Genomic DNA, 22,082 nt, shown 5'->3' with positions numbered 1-22,082 from the left:
GCGGCCCCTCCGCGTCAGGTCGCCTCGGTATAGGTGCCATCCACCCGCGCGATCCGCGCGCCGGATTTGGCCGAGGTCACAACCCCCAACGACTTCAGCTTGCGGTGCAGGGCCGAGCGTTCCATGCCGACAAACGACGCCGTGCGGGAGATATTGCCGCCAAACCGGTTGATCTGCGTCAGCAGGTACTCGCGCTCAAACGCCTCGCGCGCCTCGCGCAGCGGCAGGGTCGCCAGCGTGCCCGAAAGCACCACGCGGTCCTCTGCCCCCTCACCCGGCGCGCTGTCCTGCGGCAGTTCGCGGGCCTCGATCGGGCCGGTGCCATCGCCCAGAATCAGCACCCGTTCCACAAGGTTCTTGAGCTGGCGAACGTTGCCGGGCCAAGTCATGGTCTGCATCAGGGCCACCGCCTCTTCGGTCATCTGGCGTAGAGGCAATCCCTGGGCGCGGTTGCATTGTTCGATGAAATGTTCTGCCAGCACCGGGATGTCCTCCCGCCGTTCTGCCAGCGAGGGCACCGCAATCGGTACCACATTCAGCCGGTGATACAGTTCCTCCCGGAACCGGCCTGCGGCAATCTCTGTCTGCAAGTCGCGGTTGGTGGAGGAAATCACCCGCAGGTCGACACGCACCTTGTCGTTGCCCCCCACACGGGTGAACTGTTGATCGACCAGCACGCGCAGGATCTTGGACTGGGTGCCGTTGGGCATGTCGGCGACCTCGTCGAAATAGACTACGCCGCCATGCGCCTGTTCTAGCAACCCCGGCTCAACCCCGCGCTTGGCGGTTTCGCGGCCAAACAGCATCGCCTCCATCATCTCAGGCTCTACGCCCGCGCAGTTAACGGTCACGAACGGGGCCTTGGCACGGTTCGACTGGGCGTGGACATAGCGTGCGGCGACCTCTTTGCCCGCACCCGCCGGACCGGTCAGCATCACCCGACCATTGGATTTGGTCACTTTGTCCAACTGGCTGATCAGCGCGCGGAACGACGCACTGTCGCCGATCATCTCGGCCGATTTCACCTCGCCGCGTTTCAGCTGGGTGTTTTCGCGGCGCAACAAGGATGCCTCCATCGCGCGGCGGATCACCACCAGAAGCTGGTCAATGTTGAACGGCTTTTCGATGAAATCATAGGCCCCCTGCTTGATCGCCGCCACGGCGATCTCGATGTTGCCATGACCCGAGATGATCACCACCGGGATGTCGGGGTTGTCGCGCTTGACGGTCTTGAGAATGTCGATCCCGTCCATCTTGCTGTCCTTCAGCCAGATATCGAGGATCAGCAGCGCGGGCGGTTCGGCGTTGATTTCGGTCATCGCCTCCTGACTGTTGGCAGCCAGCCGGGTCGCATAGCCTTCGTCCTCAAGGATATCCCCGATCAATTCGCGGATATCGCGCTCATCGTCGACAATCAGGATGTCACTCATCTCTGCCCTCTCATTCGCTGGTACTCACACACCTTCCAAAGCATCGGCGCGGTGTGCCTCTGCTGTACGGTTCAGCGGCAGTCGGATGACCGCCATGGCGCCCGCACGGGCGCCCTCGGCAAAGGCTGGCGCGTCTTCCAGCGTCAGCGTTCCGCCGTGTTCCTCGATGATCTTCTTAACGATGGGCAGGCCCAGACCGGTGCCCTTGTCCCGCGTCGTCACATAAGGCTCAAACAGCCGCGCCCGATCTTCGGGCAAGCCGATGCCGTTGTCCATGATACGGATTTCAGCGCGGCCATCCTCGGCCACCTCGGCCGTGACGCGGACTTCAGGCTGGTGGCCCTCTGGCGCGCCTTGTTCCTGAAGCGTTTCAATCGCCTCACCCGCGTTCTTGATCAGGTTCAGCAGCGCCTGCCCGCCAATCATGTCCGCGTCCAGATCCGCCCACATCGGTTCATCCGGGATCTGCATATCGAAATGCACGTTGGGCTGGCCGGTTTCCTGCAACAGCACCGCCTCACGCAGCAGCGCGGCCAGATCTTCTGGCTTGCGGTTGGGTTCCGGCATGCGGGCAAATTCGGAAAACTCATCCACGATACGTTTGAGCGTCTCTGTCTGGCGCACGATGCGGTCCGTCAGGTCGCTGACCTTGCCGGTGTCGCGCTCTTCCAGCTTGCCGGCAAAGCTGCGCTTGATGCGTTCGGCGGACAGTTTGATCGGTGTCAGCGGGTTCTTGATCTCATGCGCGATGCGGCGCGCCACATCGCCCCATGCCGCCATACGCTGCGCACTGACCAGATCGGTCACATCGTCAAAGGCCACCACATACCCCTCTAGCGAGCGGTCCTTGCGCCGCCGGGTCGACAGCCGCACCAGCAGATGTTCCAGTCGCCCCTCGCGACTGACCTTGATCTCTTGCTGGGCCGTCTCCAGCCCGTCCTGCCGCAGCCGGTCAAACAGCGCGCCAAATTCCGGCACCGCAACCGTCATCGGCACCGAGCGATGGGTTTCATGCCAGCCCAACAGGCGTTCCGCCGAGCGGTTTACAAAAGTCACCTTGCCTTCGGCGTCCAGCCCCACAACACCGGAGGTGACAGAGGACAGCACAGAATCAAACAACCGCTGGCGTCGTTCGATCTGGCGGGTGTTTTCCAACAGCGTTTCACGCTGCGCCTTTAGCTGGCGGGTCATCTGGTTGAAGTAGCGCCCCAGCATCGAGATTTCGTCGTCGCCGTCCTCTTCCTTTACCTGCACGTCCAGATCGCCGGACCCGACAAGCTGTGCCGCGCCGGTCAGTCGCCCGACCGGACGGCTGAGCCGCTCGGCGAACCACAGGCCCGCCCAGGTCGCCGCAAGGATCAACAGCAGCGCAAAACCCAGATAGAGCAAGGCAAAGTCAAACAACTGCCTGCCCCGCTCGGTTTCCTGCTGCTGATAAAAGCGCGCGGTTTCCTGCGTCTCGTCCAGCAGGTTGAGGATTTGCCCGTCCACCTGACGGCTGACATAAAGATAGCGGTCTGCAAAGGCTTCCAGTGGCAACAGCGCGCGGACCTCATTGTTGTCCCAGTCGGGAATGACGGTCAGCCCCTCTGCATCGGCGCGCAGGAAATCCGCCGACGCGGGCTCTTCGAAATCGAAAAGATAGGACCGTTCGCCCCGCGCGCGAATATCGCCTTCGCTGTTGATCACATAGGCCTCGCGCAGGCCGCGCTGGATCTGGCCCTGCCCTTGGCTGAGAACCTGCCGCAACTCGCCATCGTCCATGACAAAGTTGCGGCGGCGGTTTTCGTCCAGAAAGGCCCCAAGCGCGCGCGCGTCCTGTACCAGACCCGCGCGGGTTTCTGCCTCATAGGCCTCTGCCGCGGCAAGCGAGGCACCGACCACGTTCTGAACCCGGCTGGAAAACCACGTCTCCAGCCCGATGTTGATGGTCAGCACCGCAAAGACCGCCACGGTCACGGTCGGCAACAGCGCCATCATGGCAAAGGCCGCCGTCAGCCGCAGGTGCAGGCGAGAACCCGCCGATTGCGCCCGCCGGTCGGCCACCATGCGCGCCACGCGGGCCAGAACCAGCGCCGCCAGCAACAAGACGTAGACCAGATCGGCCAGCAAAACGAGTCGCAGGCTGAACGCGGTTGCGCCCTGATCCAGCGGCCCCAGCACCAAGAAGGTGGCAATAGCCAGCACCGGCCCCAGCGCCACCAGCAACAGGGTGACGACGTTCTGAAACAACCGTGTCCGCCGCAGACGCGTAAACAGCGCCCAAGTCGGAGACCGGAACATAGAGCGTGCCCGCGTGGCCACAGCCTACCCTCGTAAAAGTGCCATCTCTGGGGGACCAGACGACGGCAACCGCCAAACCTTGTGACCTTCTCACCACGCAGAGGCGGCGGGGTCACACATATGTGGCTCTTTTACATCAACTTGCGGCGTCGTGTCACGCGAATATCAAGGTCGGTGATCTTCTTGCGCAAAGTATTGCGATTGATGCCGAGCAGATCGGCGCATTTCGCCTGATTTCCGCCGGTGGCCTCCAATGCAATCTCGATCAACGGGGCCTCTACCTCGCGCAGGATGCGGCCATACAGACCGGGCGGCGGCAGCATCGCGCCGTGCAGATCAAAGTAGCGCCGCAGGTGACGGCCCACGCTTTCGCCCAGCTTGTCACTGTCACCACCACGCAGCACGGGGCCCGTCTCGGGCTGGTTGCCCAGCACAGCCTCAACCTCGGCGCGGGTGATTTCCTCGGCGCGGCTGGTCAGGCTGAGGCGGCGCACCGCGTTTTCCAACTGGCGCACATTGCCGGGCCAAGAATAGACCCGGAACAAATCCGCCGCCCCTTCAGAAAGCCAGCGTTTCGGCGCGCCCTCACGTTCGGCACGGTTCAGGAAATGTTCGGCCAGCAACGGAATATCCTCAACCCGTTCCCGCAGGCTGGGCACGGCAATCGCCGCTCCGTCCAGCCGGTAGAACAGATCCTGCCGCACCTTGCCATCTTCGATCAGCGATTGCGGATCATGCTGCGACGAGGCCAGAAACCGTGGCACATGATCGCCCGGCACATCCATCATGCGCACGATACGGGCCTGAATCTCATCGGAGATGTCGGCAATCTCATCAATCAACAACGTGCCGCCCCGAACCCGCGCCAAGACCCGCGCCGGACCATCCAGATCGGCCAGATCAGAACTGTTGACAGTCACAAAAGGCAGCGTCCGCCGGTCGCTGAAATCATGCAATGCGCGGGCAATCAGCGATTTTCCGGTGCCGCTTTCGCCGGTGATCAGCACTGGCAGATCGGTGTTCATCACCCGCGCGACAAGCCGGTACAGCCCTTGCATGGCGGGCGTCTTGCCCACCAGCGGCAGTTCATCGGGTTCATCGGCGCCCACCACCGGCTCTTCCCGCCGGGGGGCACGATTGCGGTTTTCCAGCGCCCGCGCGGTCCGCTTCATCAGATCGGGCAGGTCAAAAGGCTTGGGCAGGTAGTCATAGGCTTCGGCCTCTGCCGCCTGAATCGCCGTCATGATGGTGTTTTGCGCCGAAATCACGATCACCGGCAGACCGGGGCGGTCCTCGGCGATTTTGGGCAGCATTTCCAACCCATTGCCATCGGGCATGACAACATCGGAAATCACGACGTCGCCCTTGCCCTCGGCCACCCATCGCATCAGCGTCGTCAGGCTGGAGGTGGCGTGCACCTTGCATCCGGCGCGGGTCAGGGCCTGCGTCAGAACCGTGCGGATCGTGCGGTCATCATCCGCAACCAGAACTGTACCATCCATTTATGTGCTCTCCTTTGGTGCCGCAGGTGCGCGCGGCAGCGATATGCGAAACACCGTCCGCCCCGGGACGCTGTCGACCGAAATCCACCCGTCGTGGTCGGAAATGATCTTGCTCACGAGGGCAAGACCAAGGCCGGTGCCGTTTTCCTTGCCCGACACAAAGGGATCAAAGATGTCGCCCTTGATGTCCGGCGGCAGGCCGGGTCCGTCGTCGATAATCTCGACCTGCAGCGGCAGGGTCTGACCCGATCCGTCAGCCCGGCGCAGGCGAAAGCTGTGCTCATAGAAGGTATGCAGGCGGATCGTGCCCCCCTCCCGTGGGTCTGCCGCCTCCGATGCGTTCTTGATCAGGTTCAGGATCACCTGCAAAAGCTGGTCAGGATCTCCCAGCGCCATGGGTAACGAGGGATCATAGTCCTCGATGATCTTCATGTGCGCGCCGAATCCCAGCAATGAGGAGCGGCGGGCGCGGTCCAGAACATCGTGAATGTTGACCTCGCGCCGTTCAGGGGCCGACAGGTTGCCGAACTGTTCAACCTGTTCCAGCAACTTGACGATGCGCCGAGTCTCGACCACGATAAGATCCGTTAATTCAAGGTCTTCCGGAGACAAGCTCATACTGAGAAGCTGTGCGGCCCCGGCGATGCCCGCCAGCGGGTTCTTGATCTCATGCGCCAGCATTTCCGCCATGCCGATGGCCGATTTTGCCGCCGATTTGACCGAATGGCTTTGCGTCATGCGCCCGGCCAGTTCACGCGGACTGATCAGCATGATCATCCAGCCCGGCTTGTCCGTCAGCGGTGCGATTTGCAGATTACAGACCAATGGTGGGCGGTTGCCGGTGCCGACGTCGACGTCATTCACAAATAGCGGCGTGCCCTGTTCGCGGGCACGCGCGAAACTTTCCTCCAGCGGTGCGTCAACCGCCAGCCGGTCCCAGATTGGCTGCCCGGTCAACCACTTGGCCGAGTTATTCATGAACCCTTCGGCGGCCGGGTTCAGATCGCCGATCTGGTCATTCTCGTCGATCAGGATTGCCGGAACTGGCAGTGACGACCAGATATTCGTGTCCAGTTCGCCCATCACGCGACCTCCGCCTCGGCGCTCAGCGCCTCTGGCAGCAGGCTCAGGACGGCACGCGTGTCCCGTTCAGTCAGCAGGCGTTTGCGCAACGTTGGCGGCGTGTTGGCGGCATCCATGTACCATCCCAGATGTTTGCGCGCGACACGGTTGCCCAGAGTGGCCCCGTAGAAGTCCAGCATGGCCTCATAGTGTCCGCAGACCATATCGATCAACGCACGGCCCCGGGGCACGTCCGGTTTTGGTGCGCCGTACAGGGCATGGGCAACCTGCGCCAACCGCCAAGGGGCCCCTTGCGCCCCGCGTCCGATCATGACGCCATCCGCCCCGGACAGGCGCAGCGCGTCTTTGGCAGCGGAGGCGTCAACGACATCTCCGTTCGCAATTACAGGCACTTGCACAGCGCTCTTCACCTCATTTATTGCGGCCCAGTTGGCCGCACCCTTGTAAAACTGACAGCGCGTGCGGCCATGAATGACGATCATCCTGACGCCTGCACCTTCGGCCCTGCGCGCCAGATCCGGCGCGTTCAAACAGTCCACATCCCAGCCAAGCCGCGTCTTTAACGTCACTGGTAAATCCACCGCCTCAACAACCGCCTCTATCAGGCGCAGCGCGTGATCCGGCGCCCGCATCAGCGCCGACCCGGACCATCCGCCTGTCACCTTCTTCGCAGGGCACCCCATGTTGATGTCGATCACCCGCGCGCCCATATCGGCCACCCGGCGCGCCGCCTCTGCCATCGGTCCCGCCTCTCGACCGGCGATCTGAACCGACGTATTCTCTATCTGCGCGCCCAGTTCGGCCTTTTCCCGCGTGCCGGGGCGCGCGGTCAGAAATTCGCCGCTGGCGATCATCTCGGACACAACAAGACCAGCGCCAAAGCGCGAAACAAGTGTGCGAAACGGCAGATCGGTGATTCCCGCCAGCGGTGCCAGCAAAACAGGAACGGTGATCTGCCGATCTCCAAGATCAAAGCCCAAATGCCCAGTCCTTGTGCAATGGCGAGCGTGTGCCCTCTGGTCGTCAGATTTATGGGAAAACAGCGTTTTCCACAATCGGTCAGGCCCTTTTTCCGGGCGCATCCCGGCTATGCGCACAAAAAACAGGCACACACTCCGACTGATTGCGCCATGGCCCGTCAGGGCCTATGACAAAGAGCGAAAACGACGGGCAGGCCATGAACACTGGGATCATCATCGTCGCCGCAGGCCGTGGCACGCGGGCTGGCGGGGAACTTCCGAAACAATGGCAATGCGTTGGCGGCCAACCCGTGGCGCGCTGGACGCTTGCGGCCTTTACCGGGCGCGGGCCGATCGTCATGGTGATCCACCCCGACGACAGAGCCGAGGCCGAGGCAGCGGCGCAGGGACTGGATGTGCGGCTCATTTCGGGTGGCGCAGAGCGGGCCGCATCTGTGCTGGCGGGGCTGGAGGCATTGGCGGAATTCGCGCCAGACAAGGTGCTGATCCATGACGTGGCGCGCCCTTGCGTGACTGCCACCGTCATAGAGGCGGTTCTGGCGGCGCTGGACACCCATGCGGGCGCGGCCCCGGCGCTGGCCGTTACGGATGCGCTGTGGACCGGCGATGCAGGGCTGGTATCGGGAACACAAGACCGCACCGGGCTATACCGCGCGCAGACCCCGCAAGGGTTTGATTTCGCGCAAATTCTGTCCGCTCATCGCGCCCATACTGGTGGTGCGGCAGATGATGTGGCCGTGGCCCGTGCGGCGGGCATGACAGTGGCCATCGTACCCGGCGACGAGGCCAACCTGAAAATCACCGAAGCGGGGGATTTTTCCCGTGCTGCCAAACAGTTACGAGGGAATATGGATGTAAGGCTTGGCAATGGGTTCGACGTGCACGCGTTTGAGGACGGTGACCATGTCATGCTCTGCGGCGTCGCCGTCCCGCACACGCACAAGCTCAAAGGGCATTCTGATGCCGATGTGGGCATGCACGCGGTTACGGACGCCCTTTACGGTGCGCTGGCCGAGGGCGACATCGGACGGCACTTTCCTCCCTCCGATCCGAAGTGGAAGGGCGCCGAGAGTGCGATTTTCCTGCGTCATGCGGTCAATCTGGCCCGCACGCGAGGCTATGCAATCGGCAACATCGACCTGACGCTGATCTGTGAGCGACCAAAGATCGGCCCACATGCCGCAGAAATGACTTCGAAAATGGCAGATGTCATGGATTTGGACAGCAGCCGCATATCGATCAAGGCCACCACGTCAGAGCGGTTGGGCTTTACCGGACGCGAAGAAGGCATCGCCGCGCTGGCCACTGCAACACTGGTGTCCTCATGAGGTGGCTGGCCTCTGTCGGCGGTGTTGGATATCTGCGCCCCGCGCCGGGCACATGGGGCTCACTGGCAGCGCTGCCGCTGGCCTACGGCGTGCACATGATTGGCGGCTTTTGGCTGTTGCTGGTGTTGACCATCGCCGCCTTCGGGTTGGGGTGGCTTGCGGTGATCAAACTGACAGCCGACGGTCACGGCGAAGATCCGTCATGGGTGGTTGTCGATGAACTGGTCGGCCAGTGGATCGCCTTGTTTCCAATCAGTTATGGAGCGATTCTGATGTCGGTTGATCTGTGGCAGCTATGGCCCGGCTGGATCGCGGGCTTTGTCCTGTTTCGGCTGTTCGACATCTGGAAACCGTGGATCATTGGAGCTGTTGATCGTATGGGCTCCCCTTTGGGCGTTATGCTAGACGACGTGCTGGCGGGGATCCTCGCCGCGATGATCACCGTTGTGCTGGCCGGGATCTCACATGGGATGCTGATGTGACGATCGCGCAGCACATCGTCGAGAAGGCGACACAAACCGGCCAGACCGTCACCACCGCCGAAAGCTGTACCGGCGGCATGGTCGCCGCCGCGATCACTGATATTGCCGGATCTTCCGCTGCGTTTGAACGCGGCTTTGTCACCTACTCCAATCTGGCAAAGACCGAAATGCTGGGCGTGTCGCCCGCCACGCTGGAAGCGCATGGCGCGGTGTCGGAAGAGGTCGCGCGCGAAATGGCCATGGGCGCGCGGGGGGCGGCGCGGGCGAACGTGGCGGTGGCGATCAGCGGGATTGCCGGTCCCGGCGGGTCCGAGTTCAAACCCGAGGGGCGGGTTTGCTACGGGCTGGCGACGGCCAATGGCGTCACGACCCAGACCATCGATCATGGCGCCCTGGGTCGCGCAGAGGTGCGCGCGGCGGCACGGGACCACGCGTTGCGCCTGTTGATGTCGGGGCTTGGCTGAGCCAGACGGCTCTGGACGGTCGGGGCACCGGTCAGAGCGCGCACCTACCAGCAGCGCAAGCGACTCAACCACGCTTAATTTATCCGCATTCGCGATTTTTTCCGCACAAATCCGTTGCTCTTTGCGAAATGCTGGCATTTTACGCCACCCCTCGACGCCTTGCTGCTTTTTTCCGCAATCAAAATCCGCTTCCTGCCTGCCAACCTAACGGAGGGATGAGGGATATGAACGGAGCGGATACCGCCTGGATCATCGTGGCGACGGCGCTGGTGCTGTTTATGACATTGCCGGGGCTGGCGCTGTTTTACGGCGGGCTTGTGCGGTCACGGAACGTGTTGAGCGTCTTTATGCAGTGCTACGCCATCGCCTGTCTGATGAGCGTTCTGTGGTTTGTCGTGGGTTATTCCATCGCTTTCGGCGAGGGGAACGCGATCTGGGGCGGGCTGGACAAGGCATTTCTGAACGGCATCACCGCAGACACGCTGGCGGGCACTCTGCCCGAGGTGCTGTTCTTTGCCTTTCAGATGACCTTTGCGATCATCACACCGGCGCTGATTGTGGGGGCCTATGTAGAGCGGGTCGGCTTTGGCTTTGTGCTGCTGTTCTCGGGCCTGTGGATGCTGCTGTGTTATGCGCCGGTGGTCCATTGGGTCTGGGGCGGCGGGATGCTGGCCGATGGCGGGATCTTTGGGGAGACCGGCGTCAAGGATTTCGCGGGCGGTATCGTGGTGCATGAAACGGCAGGGCTTGCGGCGCTGCTGATCGCGTTCTTCCTTGGGCCGCGCAAGAACCACACCACGCCGCCGCACAACCCGGGCTATGTGATGATCGGGGCGGCGATGCTGTGGGTCGGATGGTTCGGCTTTAACGGGGGCTCGCAGCTGGCGGCGGACGGAGGGGCTGCGATGGCGCTGACTGTCACGCATCTGTCGGCGGCGGCGGCCTCACTGACATGGGCGCTGTGGGAGCGGATCAAATTCGGCAAGTCGTCCATGGTGGGCATGGTGACGGGGACAATTGCGGGGCTTGCCTCGATCACCCCGGCGTCAGGCTTTGTCGGGCCGGTGCAGGCGCTGATCATCGGGGCTGTGGCGGGCATTCTCTGCCAAGAGGCGGTCAACCTGATCCGCAACAAGATGAAGATCGACGACACGCTGGATGTTTTTGCGGTGCATGGCGTCGGCGGGATCTTTGGGACGATCATGATCGCGGTCTTTGGCCTTGGATCATGGGCGGCACAGTTGGGGTCTCTGGCGGTGGTCGGGGTCTTTACCGTTGTGGTGACCGCGGTCCTGATCTTTGTGGTCAAGGCGATCACGCCCCTACGGGTCGATGATGAGACCGAGGTGAATGGGCTGGACATCACCGTGCATGGCGAACGGGCCTATGATCATGCGAGTTGATCCCTGACGGGAGCGATTTGAAAGCGGGCCCTGCGGGGTCCGCTTTTTCTGTCCACGCGTGCACAGAAACCCGGCCCTGTAAAATCAATGGGTTACAGAGGCGTTTTTACGGATCGTTAACACCTCGCCCTCAAGGGCGCTGACATTTCACCCGGCGATTTCGGCGCTGAATGCCGCGCGATCCCCGGACTCGATGGCTTGCCAGAGGGCGGCGGCGCGGTCGGGGCCCACCAAGGCCGCCGCCTTGGCGCGCAGGCGATTGGCGCGGGTGTCCAGCGGCATCGGCGCCTCCAGATCAAAATGCGCCTCATAACTGCCGTCGGTGTCGAGCGTTAGCAGTGCCTCTGTTTCCTTCAGGGTGTCGTCGGTTTGTACCGTGACGCGGTCACGCAGGGCGATGATCTGCGGATCGGTACACAGCGCGTCGGAAAAGGTGTCGAGCGCCGCCGTGTCATGGCCCAGCAGGGACAACGCCGCCACAAGGCGGTAGGAGAATTTCGCCTCTAGCCCGGTGCGCGGCGCGGCGATGTTGCAGACGGTCAGCCAGCGCGGATGAGTGGTGATTGTGACGGCTTTGACCTGTGTTGCGTCGGGGCGCGGCAGCAGGGCCAGCGCCTCTAGCGTGGCGTGCAACCCGTGGCAACAGGCGTGGTATTTGTGGCTGAGGGTTTCCAGCAGAGCGCCGGGCGGCTGCGTTGTGTCTCCGTCGCAGATGTGGGTCTGAACAAAGCCGTTGGTGGTATCGAGCGCGTCGGGGTTCGAGATGAACCCCTGCGCGGCGAGCCACGCGGATTCGACCCCGTTGGACGCGGCGATTCCGGCGTTGAAGGGTTTGCCCATGGTGCCGAACTGCGATTTCAGGCCGGAGGCGCGAGTCGAGACAAGGCCGAGGGCGTGCAGGGTCTGGTCTTCGGTCAGGTCCATCAGTTCCGCAGCGGCGAGGCATGCGCCAAAGGCCCCGGCGGTGGCGGTCTGGTGATAGCCCGCCTGATAATGCGCGCGGCCAAAGCGCAGGCCAAAGCGGATCGAGGCCTCTGCCCCGAGGCGGGCGGCGTCGAGGATCTGCGGCAGGGTCTTGCCGTAACGCTCTCCGACTGCCAGCGCGGCGGGCAGGACGGCCACAGAAGGGTGGCCGATATGGGCGAAATGGGTATCGTCATAGTCCAGCGCATGTGAGGTCGCGCCATTGACCAGCGCCGCGCCGCGCATCGGTGCCCTGCCCCCGCCAAAAAGCGTGGCCTGTGGGGCGCCGCCCTCATCCCCGATCAGGGCGCGGGTCTTGACGCTGACCGGCTCGGCCTGTCCGGCGATTCCGCAGGCCGCCCAGTCGAGCGCCGAGAGCGCCATGATGGCGCGGGCGGTATCGGTGTCGGCGGCGCGGGCGGCGTCGATGATCGGGGTAAAGGGGGATGTCATTGCGCGCTCCGGGTTGTGGTCCGGCGCGACACTAACGGGATGTGCGGCGAGGTAAAGTCAGCCGTGAAGGGCCATGCGCGCCGCGCCGTAACCGGGCGCGGCCTGATGGACGGTGCCGCCAGCGGCCGAGGGCGCGGGACCGCCGGGCAGTCCCCTTGGCACCACGTCTTGCGCGGCGGATGTGGGGCGCTGTTCCGCGCGTTGGTCCGGCGAAACGGTCGCGGGTTCGCGGCGGTTCTGATGCGGGTCGCGCGGCCTGTCCTCGGGTGCGCGGTCCAGCCCGTTGATGGCGGCGGCGGCGATCAAACCGGTCTGATTGGTCGAGACAACAGGCGGCGGCGCAGGCACGGGCAGTTGCGCCGAAGGCGGCAGGACGGCCCCGGTGGCCATCGGCGCCCCCGCGCCAAACGGGGCGGTGGGGCTCGGCGCGGCCTGTGCTGCTGTATACGCCTGTCCGGGCGGCACCAGACGGGCGGCGGATTTCGCGGCCTGCGGCATCCCGAGGGTCTGCGTCTGGGGCAGAAACAGCGCGGCAATGTTAAAGACGGCGGGCATGGCTTTGGGTTCGGTTGGTAACAGAAGCGTAAGACATGGGCCGGAAATCGGGCAATTTCTGGGCAAAGCGCCCAGCCCCGGTCCCATTTCCAAACAGATGGTTAACGGTCGCTTTGGGGACGGCGGGCGAGATCCCGGATCACGTCCGGGACGAGGTGCGCCAAGGACGGCGGATGGCGCGCTTAGCCGTAAAGCTCTGCCGCGCGGCGTTCAAACGCACGGACGACGCGCTGCATGGCGTCGTAGAAAAACATCCCCGCCGCGCCCTGCAGGATGCGATTGCGGAATTCGAAATCGACAAAGAAATCGACCTCTACCCCGCCGTCCACATCTCGGAATTTCCATTTTGAAATCATATGCTTGAACGGGCCATCAAGGTATTCCGTGTCGATCCGTTTTTCGTCCGGCCACAGGGTGACGCGGCTGCCGAATTTCTCACGGAAGACTTTGAACGAGATCACGAGGTCCGCAAGCATCACCTCATGGTCATCCACTTGCTGGCGCGACCGGATGCGCGCCGCCGCCGTCCACGGCAGGAATTCGTGGTACGATCCCACATCGGCCACCAGATCGTACATCTGTTGGGCGGAATAGGGCAGTTTTCGGGTCTCTGAGTGGGTCGGCATGTCGCTCTTTTCGGGACTGACAATGGCGGTGGATTTCGTATTGTCACGGCGAAGTTTCAAGGGAAAGCCATGACACAGCGTCCATATGTCGTAGACAAGATGATCTCTGCCAAATCCATCGCCGCCCGGATCGAGGCGCTGGCGCGCGAGATCGACCGTGAGTTTGCGGACACTGACAAGCTGGTGGTGGTGGGATTGCTGCGCGGCAGTTTCGTGTTCATCGCCGATCTGGTGCGCGAGCTGGACCTGCCGGTGGAGGTCGATTTCCTGGAGGCGTCCTCATACGGGAGCGCGATGGAAAGCAGCCGAGAGGTGCGCATTCTCAAGGACTTGCGCGGCGGGATCGAGGGGCGCGATGTGCTGGTGGTCGAGGATATCATCGACACAGGGTTCACCATGCACCATGTGATCCACCTGCTGAATGCGCGCGGGCCGCGCAAGTTGAAGGTGATCGCCCTGCTGGACAAGCCGACGCGGCGCGAGGTGGAGGTGCGGGCCGACTGGATCGGGTTCGAGATCCCCGATGAGTTTGTGGTCGGCTACGGCATCGACTTTGCCCAACGGAACCGCAACCTGCCCTATATCGGCAAGGTGCGGTTCACCGACTGATGGCTTAGCGGGTCTTGATGTCCTCGGCAAAGGCTCGGGCGGCGGCGCGCTGGTCGTCGTCGAACCCCTCGGCCAGAAGTTCGCATTCCTCAGCGATGTCAGCGTCGTTGAGGGTATGGCCCCAGTCGATAGCCACAAGGCAATACCCGTAGCCCTGAACCGGGTTGTGCCAGTGGCCTTTGTAGTCGGCCCAGGCGACAAACAGGCCGAGTTCATAGGCTGCCTTGGGCACGCCGCGTTCGACGCCCAGCCGGTAGAGCAGCCATGACTTCACCAGATCCTGTGCGATGCCGTCGTTGCCTTCATAGAGCCAAGCCAGATCGGGGATGGCTTTCTTGTCGCCGGCGGCGACCGCGCGTTCCAGATAGAGGCGCGACAGGTCGACGTCCTCGGCGACGCCATTGCCGTGATAGTAGGCATAGCCGACCTCACGCAGCCCGTTGAAGGTGCCCGCATCGGCCCCCTTGCGATACCACTCCAGCGCCTGCACCATGTCCGCCGGGGTGCCGCGCCCGTGGTGCGCCATGTCGCCAAGGATGTTGTAGGCCTGCGGATAGTCCAGCGCGACGGCGGTTTCGGCCTCTGCGCGGGCCTTGGCATAGTCGATGCCAAAACCTGCGTGATCCTCTTGCCAGAACAGCGCCATGTTGAAATGCGCGCGGGCAAAGCCCTGTGCAGCGGCGCGCCCGTACCAGTCCAGCGCGGCCGCCGGATCATAGGGGAGCCCCTGTCCGCTGTCCTTTTCTGACAGACCGGCGCCCAGCATGTTTTGCGCCACCGGATGGCCGTCTTCGGCCTCTTGCCGGACGGTGTCCCAGATGCCGTCATAGCGCCCGTTCAGCCAGTGATCGCGGGCCTCTGCCAAGGCGGGGGAAACCGGTGCGTCCAACGCACCTTGGGCCGGGGCAGCCAGCGGCCAGAGCGCAATAAGCGCGACAAGAGAACGGTACATCAAAGGCCTCATGAAAAAATGTCAGTGCGCAAAGGATAGCCGCGCCGCCGGGTTCCGGTCAAACGGCACGAAACTGCGGCATGGAAAACAGTAAACGCTTGCGAAGACGCTGAAAGATCGTCGAAACAAGAATGTGATTGTCACAATCGCCTGCGATATTATGCTGCAGGTATTCAACTCAGGGAGATACCCATGAAATCCTCGTTTGTCGCATTGGCCGCACTGGCCGTTTTTGCCACCCCCACCTTCGCCCAGGATGTGCCGCAGGCCGTCAAGGCGCGTCAGGGTCAATTCAATATTATGGCGCTGAACCTTGGCATCCTCGGCGGCATGGCCCGCGGATCCGTAGAATATGACGCCGAAGCGGCGCAGGCTGCTGCCGATTCTCTGGTGGCCGTGTCCATGATCGCGCAACCCGCCCTGTGGCCCGAAGGCACCGATTCAATGTCGATCGACGGCACCCGCGCCATGCCCGCCGTCTGGGAGAACATCGACGACGTGATGGCCAAATGGTCCGGGTTCGGCGAGGCGGCAACCGCCATGGCCGCTGTTGCCGGCACCGGCAAGGACGCGATTGGCCCGAACATGGGTGCGCTTGGCGCAGCCTGCAAAGCGTGCCACGACACCTACCGCGCGCCTGAGTAAGCCCCGGTGCGCACATTCCTGAAACTTGTGATCCTGGCGGCGATTGTCGGCGCCGGGATTGGCCTGTGGGTCACAGCCCCCAACCGCGTCGATGCGGCGAAATTCGACGGTTTGACCGGCGATGCCGCGCGTGGCGAGACGGTGTTCACCGCCGCTGGTTGTGCGTCGTGTCACCACACCAAGGGGGCCGAGGACAAACTGGTCCTGACCGGCGGGATGGAGTTTGTATCGGACTTTGGCACCTTTTATGCGCCCAACATCTCGCCCCACCCCCAAGAGGGAATCGGCGATTGGACGCTCGAAGAGTTTGCCAATGCGGTGACGCGGGGTGTGAACCCCAAGGGACAGCACTATTACCCGGCCTTCCCTTACACCGCCTATACCAAGATGGCGGATCAGGATCTGGTCGACCTGTGGTCCTATGTGCAGACGCTGCCCGCCAGCGATGTTGCCAGCAAACCGCATGACGTGGGCTTTCCGTTCAATATCCGCCGGTCGGTTGGCGGTTGGAAGTTCCTGTTCATGTCCGACGACTATGTGATGGAGGCGGACGGCAACGAACGCGGCCGTTATCTGGTCGAATCACTGGCCCATTGCGCGGAATGCCATACGCCGCGCAACCCGGTCGGCGCGCTGGACAAGAGCCGGTGGATGGGCGGCGCGCCCAACCCATCCGGCAGTGGCACCATTCCGCCATTGACCCCGGACAAACTGGACTGGTCAGCAGAGGATGTGGCCTATTATCTCGAGTCCGGCTTTACCCCCACGTTTGACGCGGTGGGTGGCCATATGGCCGAGGTGGTAGAGAATTTTGCCCATTTGTCCGCCGAGGACCGCAATGCGGTTGCGGCCTACATCAAGGCACTACCGCCGCTTGGGGACTGACTCCCACGCTTTGGGCCGGTGACGGCCCAAAGCTCCCTATCCTGTTTGAGTCTCTTGAATACAAATGAATACAAAAAAACGCCCGGACACTGTCCGGGCGTTTTTTTCGATGGTGGATCGCGTCGGCGGTATCAGTTGCGCGCGAGTTTGGCCTGACGCGCATCCCGCAGGCGGGCAAAATCATCCCCTGCGTGGTAGGACGAGCGGGTCAACGGCGTGGCCGAGACCATAAGGAACCCCTTGCCGAACGCCGATTTTTCATAGGCGGCAAATTCTTCGGGGGTGACAAAACGGTCAACCCGGTGGTGTTTCGACGTTGGTTGCAGATACTGGCCGATGGTCAGGAAATCGATGTCCGCCGCGCGCATGTCATCCATGACCTGCGTCACCGACTGGCGATCCTCGCCAAGGCCCACCATGATTCCCGACTTGGTAAAGATCGAGGGGTCGATCTCTTTGACCCGTTGCAACAGCCGCAGCGAATGGAAATAACGCGCGCCGGGGCGCACCTCTGGGTAGAGGCCGGGCACAGTTTCTAGATTGTGGTTGAAGACATCCGGCTTGGCGGCGACCACAATTTCCAGGGCCTCGGGGCCGCATTTCAGGAAATCAGGCGTCAGGATTTCGATTGTAGTGCCGGGCGCGCGGTGGCGCACGGCGCGGATGGTCTGGGCAAAATGCTCGGCCCCGCCGTCGTCCAGATCATCGCGGTCGACCGAGGTGATCACAACGTGGTTCAGCCCCAGCTTCTGAACTGCATCGGCGACGCGCCCCGGTTCAAAAACGTCCAGCGTGTCGGGACGGCCGGTGGCGACGTTGCAGAAGGTACAGCCGCGGGTACAGATCTCGCCCATGATCATCATGGTGGCGTGGCCCTGGCTCCAGCATTCGCCGACGTTGGGACAGCCCGCTTCTTGGCAGACGGTCACTAGGTTGTGTTCGGTCATGATGCGTTTGGTGGCGGCGTACCCTTCGCCACCGGGGGCCTTGACCCTGATCCAGTCCGGTTTCTTTGGCTGGGCATTGTCGGGGCGATGCGCCTTTTCCGGGTGACGCTCGGCGGGCATTTTGAGATCGCGCACGGATTTTTCCCCTCATGTGCAGACGGCTTATTCTTTATTACCGGAATGCAGGGGGTCTTTCCAGTGTACCCGGTCGCAGGATCTGCGGCCTATCCCCAATTGTAACGAGTGGACCCCCTGCACCAACCCTAGGTGTTTCAAAGACTTTGGCCCCGGAGTGGCCTGTTGCCGCTCCGGGGCCATGCACTGCATGCCGCATCGATTTGTCGTGAATGCAGAGCGTCGCGCTCAGCGGATGAGGTCACCGCCGCCCTTGGCGCATTCCTCATAGTGGCGACGCAGGCGTTGCAACGCGATGCGCAGCACGATTTTGCCAGAGCGCGCCGACCAGCCCAGCCGCTGTTCGGTGGTCTCCAACCCCTCAAGGTAGCAGCAGCAGTGCAGCGCCACATCGCCCAGACCGGGGCCAAGATCGCGCAAGGCGGACTGAAGCCGGTCCTGCGCCGCCGCAGCCCCACTGTCGCCAGCCGCTGCCAACGCGGTCGAGACACCGGCCGTCAGGAACTGATCCCAGTTTTGCGTCGTGCGTGGCCCGATCTGCGCCAGTTCGAAGTCTTCGCGCAGCCGTTCACCTGCGGCGATCAGCACATCCGACAGGAAAGGCTCGCCATCCTTGCTCCGCCGCCGCCCAAGGGCGGTCAGCGGGCTTTCGGCCAGCATGTAGCGGCCCTTGCGAGCCCGCGGGTCGCGTTCGACCTCATCCAGAGCGGCCTCAGCGGCGCGACCGGTGTCAAATCCCGCCTGCGCCTCGGCAAAGCCGCGCACCTTGTTTTCCTGTTCGGCCACCAGACGATTGAGTGCGGCCCGCCCTGCCGAGGTGATGCGATAGCGCGAGATCCGGCCGGGCGCCTCGCAGGCAATCCAGTCCTTCAACGCCATCGCCTGCGCGACAGCGACGTCAATCACGGCGGTGCGGGTGTTGCCGCCATCGCCGGTGTCGCGCACCACGACGGCCTTGTCCATTTCGGCCGCCACGGCCAAAACCGCGCCGCTTTCGCACATTCGGCGCAACACGCGCCTCGCCTCGCGGGCGAGTGTCGACTCATCCGGCGGCATAGGGGTGGTGGCAGCGTTCATCGGATCCGTGTCCTTTCTGGTGTTTTGCTCCGGACATTCAGGTCCGGCAGCCCCCAGGTTGCACAAAGCCGCATCTATGAGGGGATCATCCCTGCGGGTCTCGATTCTGCGCACTTGACGCAGGACGGTCGACGCGTGGCACCCAGCTTGCCGCGCGAGTTCCCTGATCGAGCACCCCTGTTCAGTATGCGCTAGATAGACGCGCGCCGCCTCTGGCACCCAGTTCGGCAGAGTTTCTGCCGGGGTCAGAGAGCGAACGTCATGCATGGCAGCAGACCGCTACAAAGGTGTTTTCCACAGACTTGTCCCCAATGGCTATAGTCGCAACCTAGGCGTGTGCTTGTTACCGTTGAGTTAACAAACACCGCAAAATTGACTATTTATGAGAATGTTAAAGCAGATCTGAAGCGGGCGTTCGCCGCGACCGCCCCATGCGCAACACCCGCCGAAGCTGTGCATAGTCGCCCTATAGCTGCAACAAGCGAGGAGCGATGAGATGAAAGATATTCTTGGTTTGCTGAACGACTTACGCCGCCCGCGTATCCTGATCCGTGCCGCCCGGATCGGTGCACAAGAGTATCGGCGCAACCCGCATCTGCATCGCCTGATCGGCTACGGCACCCTGCCCCGCCCCGGCGCCGCCCTGATGCGCCTGATGGAGATGGAGGCAGATCTGGACGAAAAGCGCCACAAGGACGACGCCGCCTATTCGGTCAGCCGCCATGTCGAGGTGCTGACCGCGATGATGGGTGAGGCCCGTATCCTGCGCGAGGCGGCCTACTAAGGCCGCCCCTGCCCGCGGACTCACACGACGTCTCAGGCAAAGGCGTCGGGCATCGAGGCCTTCTTTTCGGCCACATAGGCATTCAGCGCCGCGTGAATCGCGGGATCAAGCGGCGGTTGCTGATAGGTGTCGATGAGTTTCTGCACTCTGGCGCTGGCCAGCGCGACGGTGTCGCGCGCGCCTTCTTCTGACCACGTCTCATAGGGTTTGTAGTCCAACAGGTCAGAACGCCAGAAGGCTGTCTTGAAGTTGGCTTGCGTATGGGCGCATCCAAGGTAGTGACCACCCGGCCCCACCTCGCGGATGGCGTCCATGGCCAAAGTGTCCTCATCGACGGTGACGCCCTCGGCCATCTTGTGCAGCGTGCCCAGTTGATCGGCATCCATTACAAATTTCTCGAACGAGGACACCAGCCCACCTTCGAGCCAGCCACAGGCGTGCAGCATGAAGTTCACGCCAGACAACAGCCCCATGTTCAGAGAATTGGCTGTCTCATAAGCCGCCTGAGCGTCGGGCAGCTTTGACCCGCAGAACGAGCCCGCCGACCGGAACGGCAGGTTCAGGCGTCGCGCCAGTTGTCCCGCGCCATAGGTGATCTGCGATGCCTCGGGGGTGCCAAAGGTCGGCGCGCCAGAGTTCATGTCGATCGAGGTCACAAAGGCCCCCATGATCACCGGCGCGCCGGGACGCACCAATTGCGTATAGGCGACACCGGCCAGAACCTCTGCCAGCACCTGCACCAATGTCCCCGCGACAGAGACAGGCGCCATCGCGCCACCCACGATGAACGGCGAGACGATGCAGGCCTGCATATTGGCGGAATACACCTCCAGCGCGCCCATCATCACGTCATCAAAGGTCAGCGGTGAGTTGATGTTGATGAGGGACGTCATGACCGTGTTGTTGGTCGCGAACTCCTCGCCGAACAGGATCTTGCACATGTCCACGCTGTCCTGCGCGCGGCTGGGTTCTGTCACCGATCCCATAAAGGGTTTGTCCGACAGGGTCATATGCGCCAGCAGCATATCAAGATGACGCTTGTTCACCGGCACGTCGGTCGGCTCGCATACCGTGCCGCCCGAGTGGTGCAGCCATTTGGACATCTGCCCAAGCTTCACGAACTTGCGGAAATCCTCGATCGTGGCATAGCGTCGTCCGCCGTCCAGATCACGTACGAAGGGCGGGCCGTAAACTGGTGCCAGCACCAGATTCTTGCCACCAATCTCGACCGAGCGTTCGGGATTGCGGGCGTGCTGGGTGAACTGCGCCGGTGCGGTCTTGATTAACTCGCGGGCAAGCCCGCGCGGCAGGCGCACCCGGTCGCCATCGACACTTGCGCCAGCGGCACGCCAGCGGTCCAACGCAGCGGGGTTGTTGACAAAGCTGACGCCGATTTCCTCCAGCACCTGCTCGGCGTGATCCTCGATCATCGCAAGCGCGGCATCGTCAAGAATCTCAAAGTTCGGGATTCGGCGTTCGATGTACTTCGCCGTTTCCACCTGAACCGAAGTACGCTCTGCCCGGCGGGCGGCCCCGCCGCCGCCCCGGGTCCGTTTGCGCGCTGCCACGTCTGCCATCTGTCGTCCTCGACCGGAAGGGGCGCGCACAGCGCCCGGATTAGGTATGGCCTGTGTCTACTCGCTTCGCCCGAACCGCTTTCGCGCGATTGCGGCGCTTGGCGGGGAAAAGCGACATATTCCTGTCGCACGACACCATCTGCGCATTGGGCAACGCCTAACGCGCGTGGATTCGCCCTCCGCCGGTCAGTCTGTGACAGGCTCGGTCAACGGAAACCGTTCTATCGCGGCGCCTACCACGATCAACGCATCCCCCGCTGGCTGCGGCACCTGCATTCCGCCCGCGACCACATGCACCTCCAGATCCGGCGTGGAAAACGCACGGGCCAGATCGCTGGGGTCCATCTGTGCGGCCTCGGGTACGCCCAGCGTCAAGCGCACGGTAAATGGCACATCCACATGGATCTGCGCACGCGCCAACGCATCCGCCACGGCGCGTTCAGCGGCCAGCGCCACCGTGCCACCGATCCCCATTCCCATCTGGACAATCATTCGTTGGGTCATGCCGCGCCCTCCTGAAAGGTGACGGTGATTGCCGCATGGGCCATGATCGTCGGATGGCCTTTGCCTTCGGGGCGCGGGACGTCCAATCCGCCAAAGCCGACGGCAATGTCGGCTGCGCCATAGGGAAACACCCCGGACAGTTCCGCCGCATCCACAGCGTCGGGCTGTTGCACGCCAATCTGCACCTTCAACCGCATGTCCGCCTTGTCCCGGCCCAGCCATTCGGCCGCATTGATCGAGGATTTCCACAACGCATCGCGCAACGCCCGCGCCGCTGCCTCTGTGTAATCGCCGCGGCGCAACGAGGTGCCCAGCCCGAATTCCGTCAGTACCTGCATCACATGTATCCCTTCCGTTCCGTCGCGCGCATCGGACCCCGTGCCACCCGGAAAGACAAGCCGGTTTCACCCCGTCT

Annotated in this window: 22 protein-coding genes; 8 read left to right on the top strand and 14 right to left on the bottom strand. The window is 62.9% G+C overall.

Going from position 1 to position 22,082, the window contains the following annotated elements:
• Positions 1–14 precede the first annotated feature (14 nt).
• From ntrX to dusB, 5 genes are all read right to left on the bottom strand, one after another.
• Positions 15–1,430: a nitrogen assimilation response regulator NtrX gene (ntrX, locus tag ANTHELSMS3_RS13770; RefSeq protein ID WP_094035370.1), complete on the bottom strand. Its 1,416-nt coding sequence runs from the start codon at positions 1,428–1,430 to the stop codon at positions 15–17.
• A gap of 24 nt (positions 1,431–1,454) precedes the next feature.
• Positions 1,455–3,713 (bottom strand): sensor histidine kinase NtrY-like, encoded by a 2,259-nt coding sequence (locus ANTHELSMS3_RS13765; protein WP_094035369.1) that lies wholly within the window; start codon positions 3,711–3,713, stop codon positions 1,455–1,457.
• A gap of 131 nt (positions 3,714–3,844) precedes the next feature.
• Positions 3,845–5,215 (bottom strand): response regulator, encoded by a 1,371-nt coding sequence (locus tag ANTHELSMS3_RS13760; RefSeq protein WP_094035368.1) that lies wholly within the window; start codon positions 5,213–5,215, stop codon positions 3,845–3,847.
• Positions 5,216–6,298 carry a two-component system sensor histidine kinase NtrB gene (locus ANTHELSMS3_RS13755; RefSeq protein ID WP_094035367.1) on the bottom strand — a complete coding sequence of 361 codons (1,083 nt, stop codon included), beginning with the start codon at positions 6,296–6,298 and terminating at the stop codon, positions 5,216–5,218.
• Positions 6,298–7,278: a tRNA dihydrouridine synthase DusB gene (gene dusB, locus ANTHELSMS3_RS13750; RefSeq protein WP_254694740.1), complete on the bottom strand. Its 981-nt coding sequence runs from the start codon at positions 7,276–7,278 to the stop codon at positions 6,298–6,300. Before dusB ends, ANTHELSMS3_RS13755 begins: the two co-directional genes overlap by 1 nt.
• A 197-nt stretch (positions 7,279–7,475) precedes the next feature.
• On the opposite strand from dusB, the gene ANTHELSMS3_RS13745 reads away from it, so the two are divergent.
• The 4 genes from ANTHELSMS3_RS13745 to ANTHELSMS3_RS13730 all read left to right on the top strand — a co-directional run bounded on the left by ANTHELSMS3_RS13745 (position 7,476) and on the right by ANTHELSMS3_RS13730 (position 10,955).
• Entirely contained in the window at positions 7,476–8,606 is a 1,131-nt protein-coding gene (locus ANTHELSMS3_RS13745; RefSeq protein WP_094037126.1) for a bifunctional 2-C-methyl-D-erythritol 4-phosphate cytidylyltransferase/2-C-methyl-D-erythritol 2,4-cyclodiphosphate synthase, read from the top strand.
• The gene (locus tag ANTHELSMS3_RS13740) at positions 8,603–9,088 is read left to right on the top strand and encodes a phosphatidylglycerophosphatase A family protein (protein ID WP_094035365.1); all 486 of its coding nucleotides are present in this window, start codon (positions 8,603–8,605) and stop codon (positions 9,086–9,088) included. Before ANTHELSMS3_RS13745 ends, ANTHELSMS3_RS13740 begins: the two co-directional genes overlap by 4 nt.
• Positions 9,085–9,552 carry a CinA family protein gene (locus ANTHELSMS3_RS13735; protein WP_094035364.1) on the top strand — a complete coding sequence of 156 codons (468 nt, stop codon included), beginning with the start codon at positions 9,085–9,087 and terminating at the stop codon, positions 9,550–9,552. Before ANTHELSMS3_RS13740 ends, ANTHELSMS3_RS13735 begins: the two co-directional genes overlap by 4 nt.
• Before the next feature lie 224 nt (positions 9,553–9,776).
• Positions 9,777–10,955 carry an ammonium transporter gene (locus tag ANTHELSMS3_RS13730; RefSeq protein WP_094035363.1) on the top strand — a complete coding sequence of 393 codons (1,179 nt, stop codon included), beginning with the start codon at positions 9,777–9,779 and terminating at the stop codon, positions 10,953–10,955.
• Positions 10,956–11,102: 147 nt separating this feature from the next.
• Here ANTHELSMS3_RS13730 and ANTHELSMS3_RS13725 read toward each other — a convergent pair whose 3' ends face one another.
• The 3 genes from ANTHELSMS3_RS13725 to ANTHELSMS3_RS13715 form a co-directional block, all read right to left on the bottom strand.
• Complete coding sequence (locus ANTHELSMS3_RS13725) at positions 11,103–12,371, bottom strand: MmgE/PrpD family protein (protein ID WP_094035362.1); 1,269 nt, start codon at positions 12,369–12,371, stop codon at positions 11,103–11,105.
• A gap of 57 nt (positions 12,372–12,428) precedes the next feature.
• A complete protein-coding gene (locus ANTHELSMS3_RS13720; RefSeq protein ID WP_094035361.1) occupies positions 12,429–12,926 on the bottom strand; it encodes a hypothetical protein in 498 nt (165 codons plus the stop codon).
• Between the two features lie 182 nt (positions 12,927–13,108).
• On the bottom strand, positions 13,109–13,552 hold the full coding sequence (locus ANTHELSMS3_RS13715) for a type II toxin-antitoxin system RatA family toxin (RefSeq protein ID WP_094037125.1): 444 nt from the start codon (positions 13,550–13,552) through the stop codon (positions 13,109–13,111).
• A 69-nt stretch (positions 13,553–13,621) separates the two neighbouring features.
• On the opposite strand from ANTHELSMS3_RS13715, the gene hpt reads away from it, so the two are divergent.
• On the top strand, positions 13,622–14,161 hold the full coding sequence (gene hpt / locus ANTHELSMS3_RS13710) for a hypoxanthine phosphoribosyltransferase (RefSeq protein ID WP_094035360.1): 540 nt from the start codon (positions 13,622–13,624) through the stop codon (positions 14,159–14,161).
• 4 nt (positions 14,162–14,165) lie between these two features.
• On the opposite strand, the gene ANTHELSMS3_RS13705 is transcribed toward hpt, so the two are convergent.
• On the bottom strand, positions 14,166–15,113 hold the full coding sequence (locus tag ANTHELSMS3_RS13705; protein ID WP_198319815.1) for a tetratricopeptide repeat protein: 948 nt from the start codon (positions 15,111–15,113) through the stop codon (positions 14,166–14,168).
• Between the two features lie 192 nt (positions 15,114–15,305).
• Here ANTHELSMS3_RS13705 and ANTHELSMS3_RS13700 point away from each other — a divergent pair, with 192 nt between their 5' ends.
• Positions 15,306–15,758 carry a c-type cytochrome gene (locus ANTHELSMS3_RS13700; RefSeq protein ID WP_094035358.1) on the top strand — a complete coding sequence of 151 codons (453 nt, stop codon included), beginning with the start codon at positions 15,306–15,308 and terminating at the stop codon, positions 15,756–15,758.
• A gap of 6 nt (positions 15,759–15,764) precedes the next feature.
• Positions 15,765–16,643 (top strand): c-type cytochrome, encoded by an 879-nt coding sequence (locus ANTHELSMS3_RS13695; RefSeq protein WP_094035357.1) that lies wholly within the window; start codon positions 15,765–15,767, stop codon positions 16,641–16,643.
• 131 nt (positions 16,644–16,774) lie between these two features.
• Here ANTHELSMS3_RS13695 and lipA read toward each other — a convergent pair whose 3' ends face one another.
• Both lipA and ANTHELSMS3_RS13685 read right to left on the bottom strand, forming a co-directional pair.
• Positions 16,775–17,725, bottom strand: coding sequence for a lipoyl synthase (gene lipA / locus ANTHELSMS3_RS13690; RefSeq protein ID WP_094035356.1), 951 nt, complete (start codon positions 17,723–17,725; stop codon positions 16,775–16,777).
• Between the two features lie 228 nt (positions 17,726–17,953).
• Positions 17,954–18,802, bottom strand: a complete 849-nt coding sequence (locus tag ANTHELSMS3_RS13685; RefSeq protein ID WP_439098649.1) for a DUF6456 domain-containing protein — start codon at positions 18,800–18,802, stop codon at positions 17,954–17,956.
• A gap of 496 nt (positions 18,803–19,298) precedes the next feature.
• On the opposite strand from ANTHELSMS3_RS13685, the gene ANTHELSMS3_RS13680 reads away from it, so the two are divergent.
• Positions 19,299–19,586, top strand: coding sequence for a DUF6477 family protein (locus ANTHELSMS3_RS13680; protein WP_094035354.1), 288 nt, complete (start codon positions 19,299–19,301; stop codon positions 19,584–19,586).
• 32 nt (positions 19,587–19,618) lie between these two features.
• Here ANTHELSMS3_RS13680 and ANTHELSMS3_RS13675 read toward each other — a convergent pair whose 3' ends face one another.
• The 3 genes from ANTHELSMS3_RS13675 to ANTHELSMS3_RS13665 all read right to left on the bottom strand — a co-directional run bounded on the left by ANTHELSMS3_RS13675 (position 19,619) and on the right by ANTHELSMS3_RS13665 (position 22,005).
• A complete protein-coding gene (locus ANTHELSMS3_RS13675; protein WP_094035353.1) occupies positions 19,619–21,163 on the bottom strand; it encodes a trimethylamine methyltransferase family protein in 1,545 nt (514 codons plus the stop codon).
• 186 nt (positions 21,164–21,349) lie between these two features.
• Positions 21,350–21,667 carry a Lin0512 family protein gene (locus ANTHELSMS3_RS13670; RefSeq protein ID WP_094035352.1) on the bottom strand — a complete coding sequence of 106 codons (318 nt, stop codon included), beginning with the start codon at positions 21,665–21,667 and terminating at the stop codon, positions 21,350–21,352.
• Complete coding sequence (locus ANTHELSMS3_RS13665; RefSeq protein ID WP_198319814.1) at positions 21,664–22,005, bottom strand: Lin0512 family protein; 342 nt, start codon at positions 22,003–22,005, stop codon at positions 21,664–21,666. Before ANTHELSMS3_RS13665 ends, ANTHELSMS3_RS13670 begins: the two co-directional genes overlap by 4 nt.
• Positions 22,006–22,082: the final 77 nt, after the last annotated feature.

This window comes from Antarctobacter heliothermus, assembly GCF_002237555.1.
Classification (GTDB): Bacteria; Pseudomonadota; Alphaproteobacteria; order Rhodobacterales; family Rhodobacteraceae; genus Antarctobacter; species Antarctobacter heliothermus_B.
This window is presented reverse-complemented; position numbering and strand designations above follow the sequence as displayed.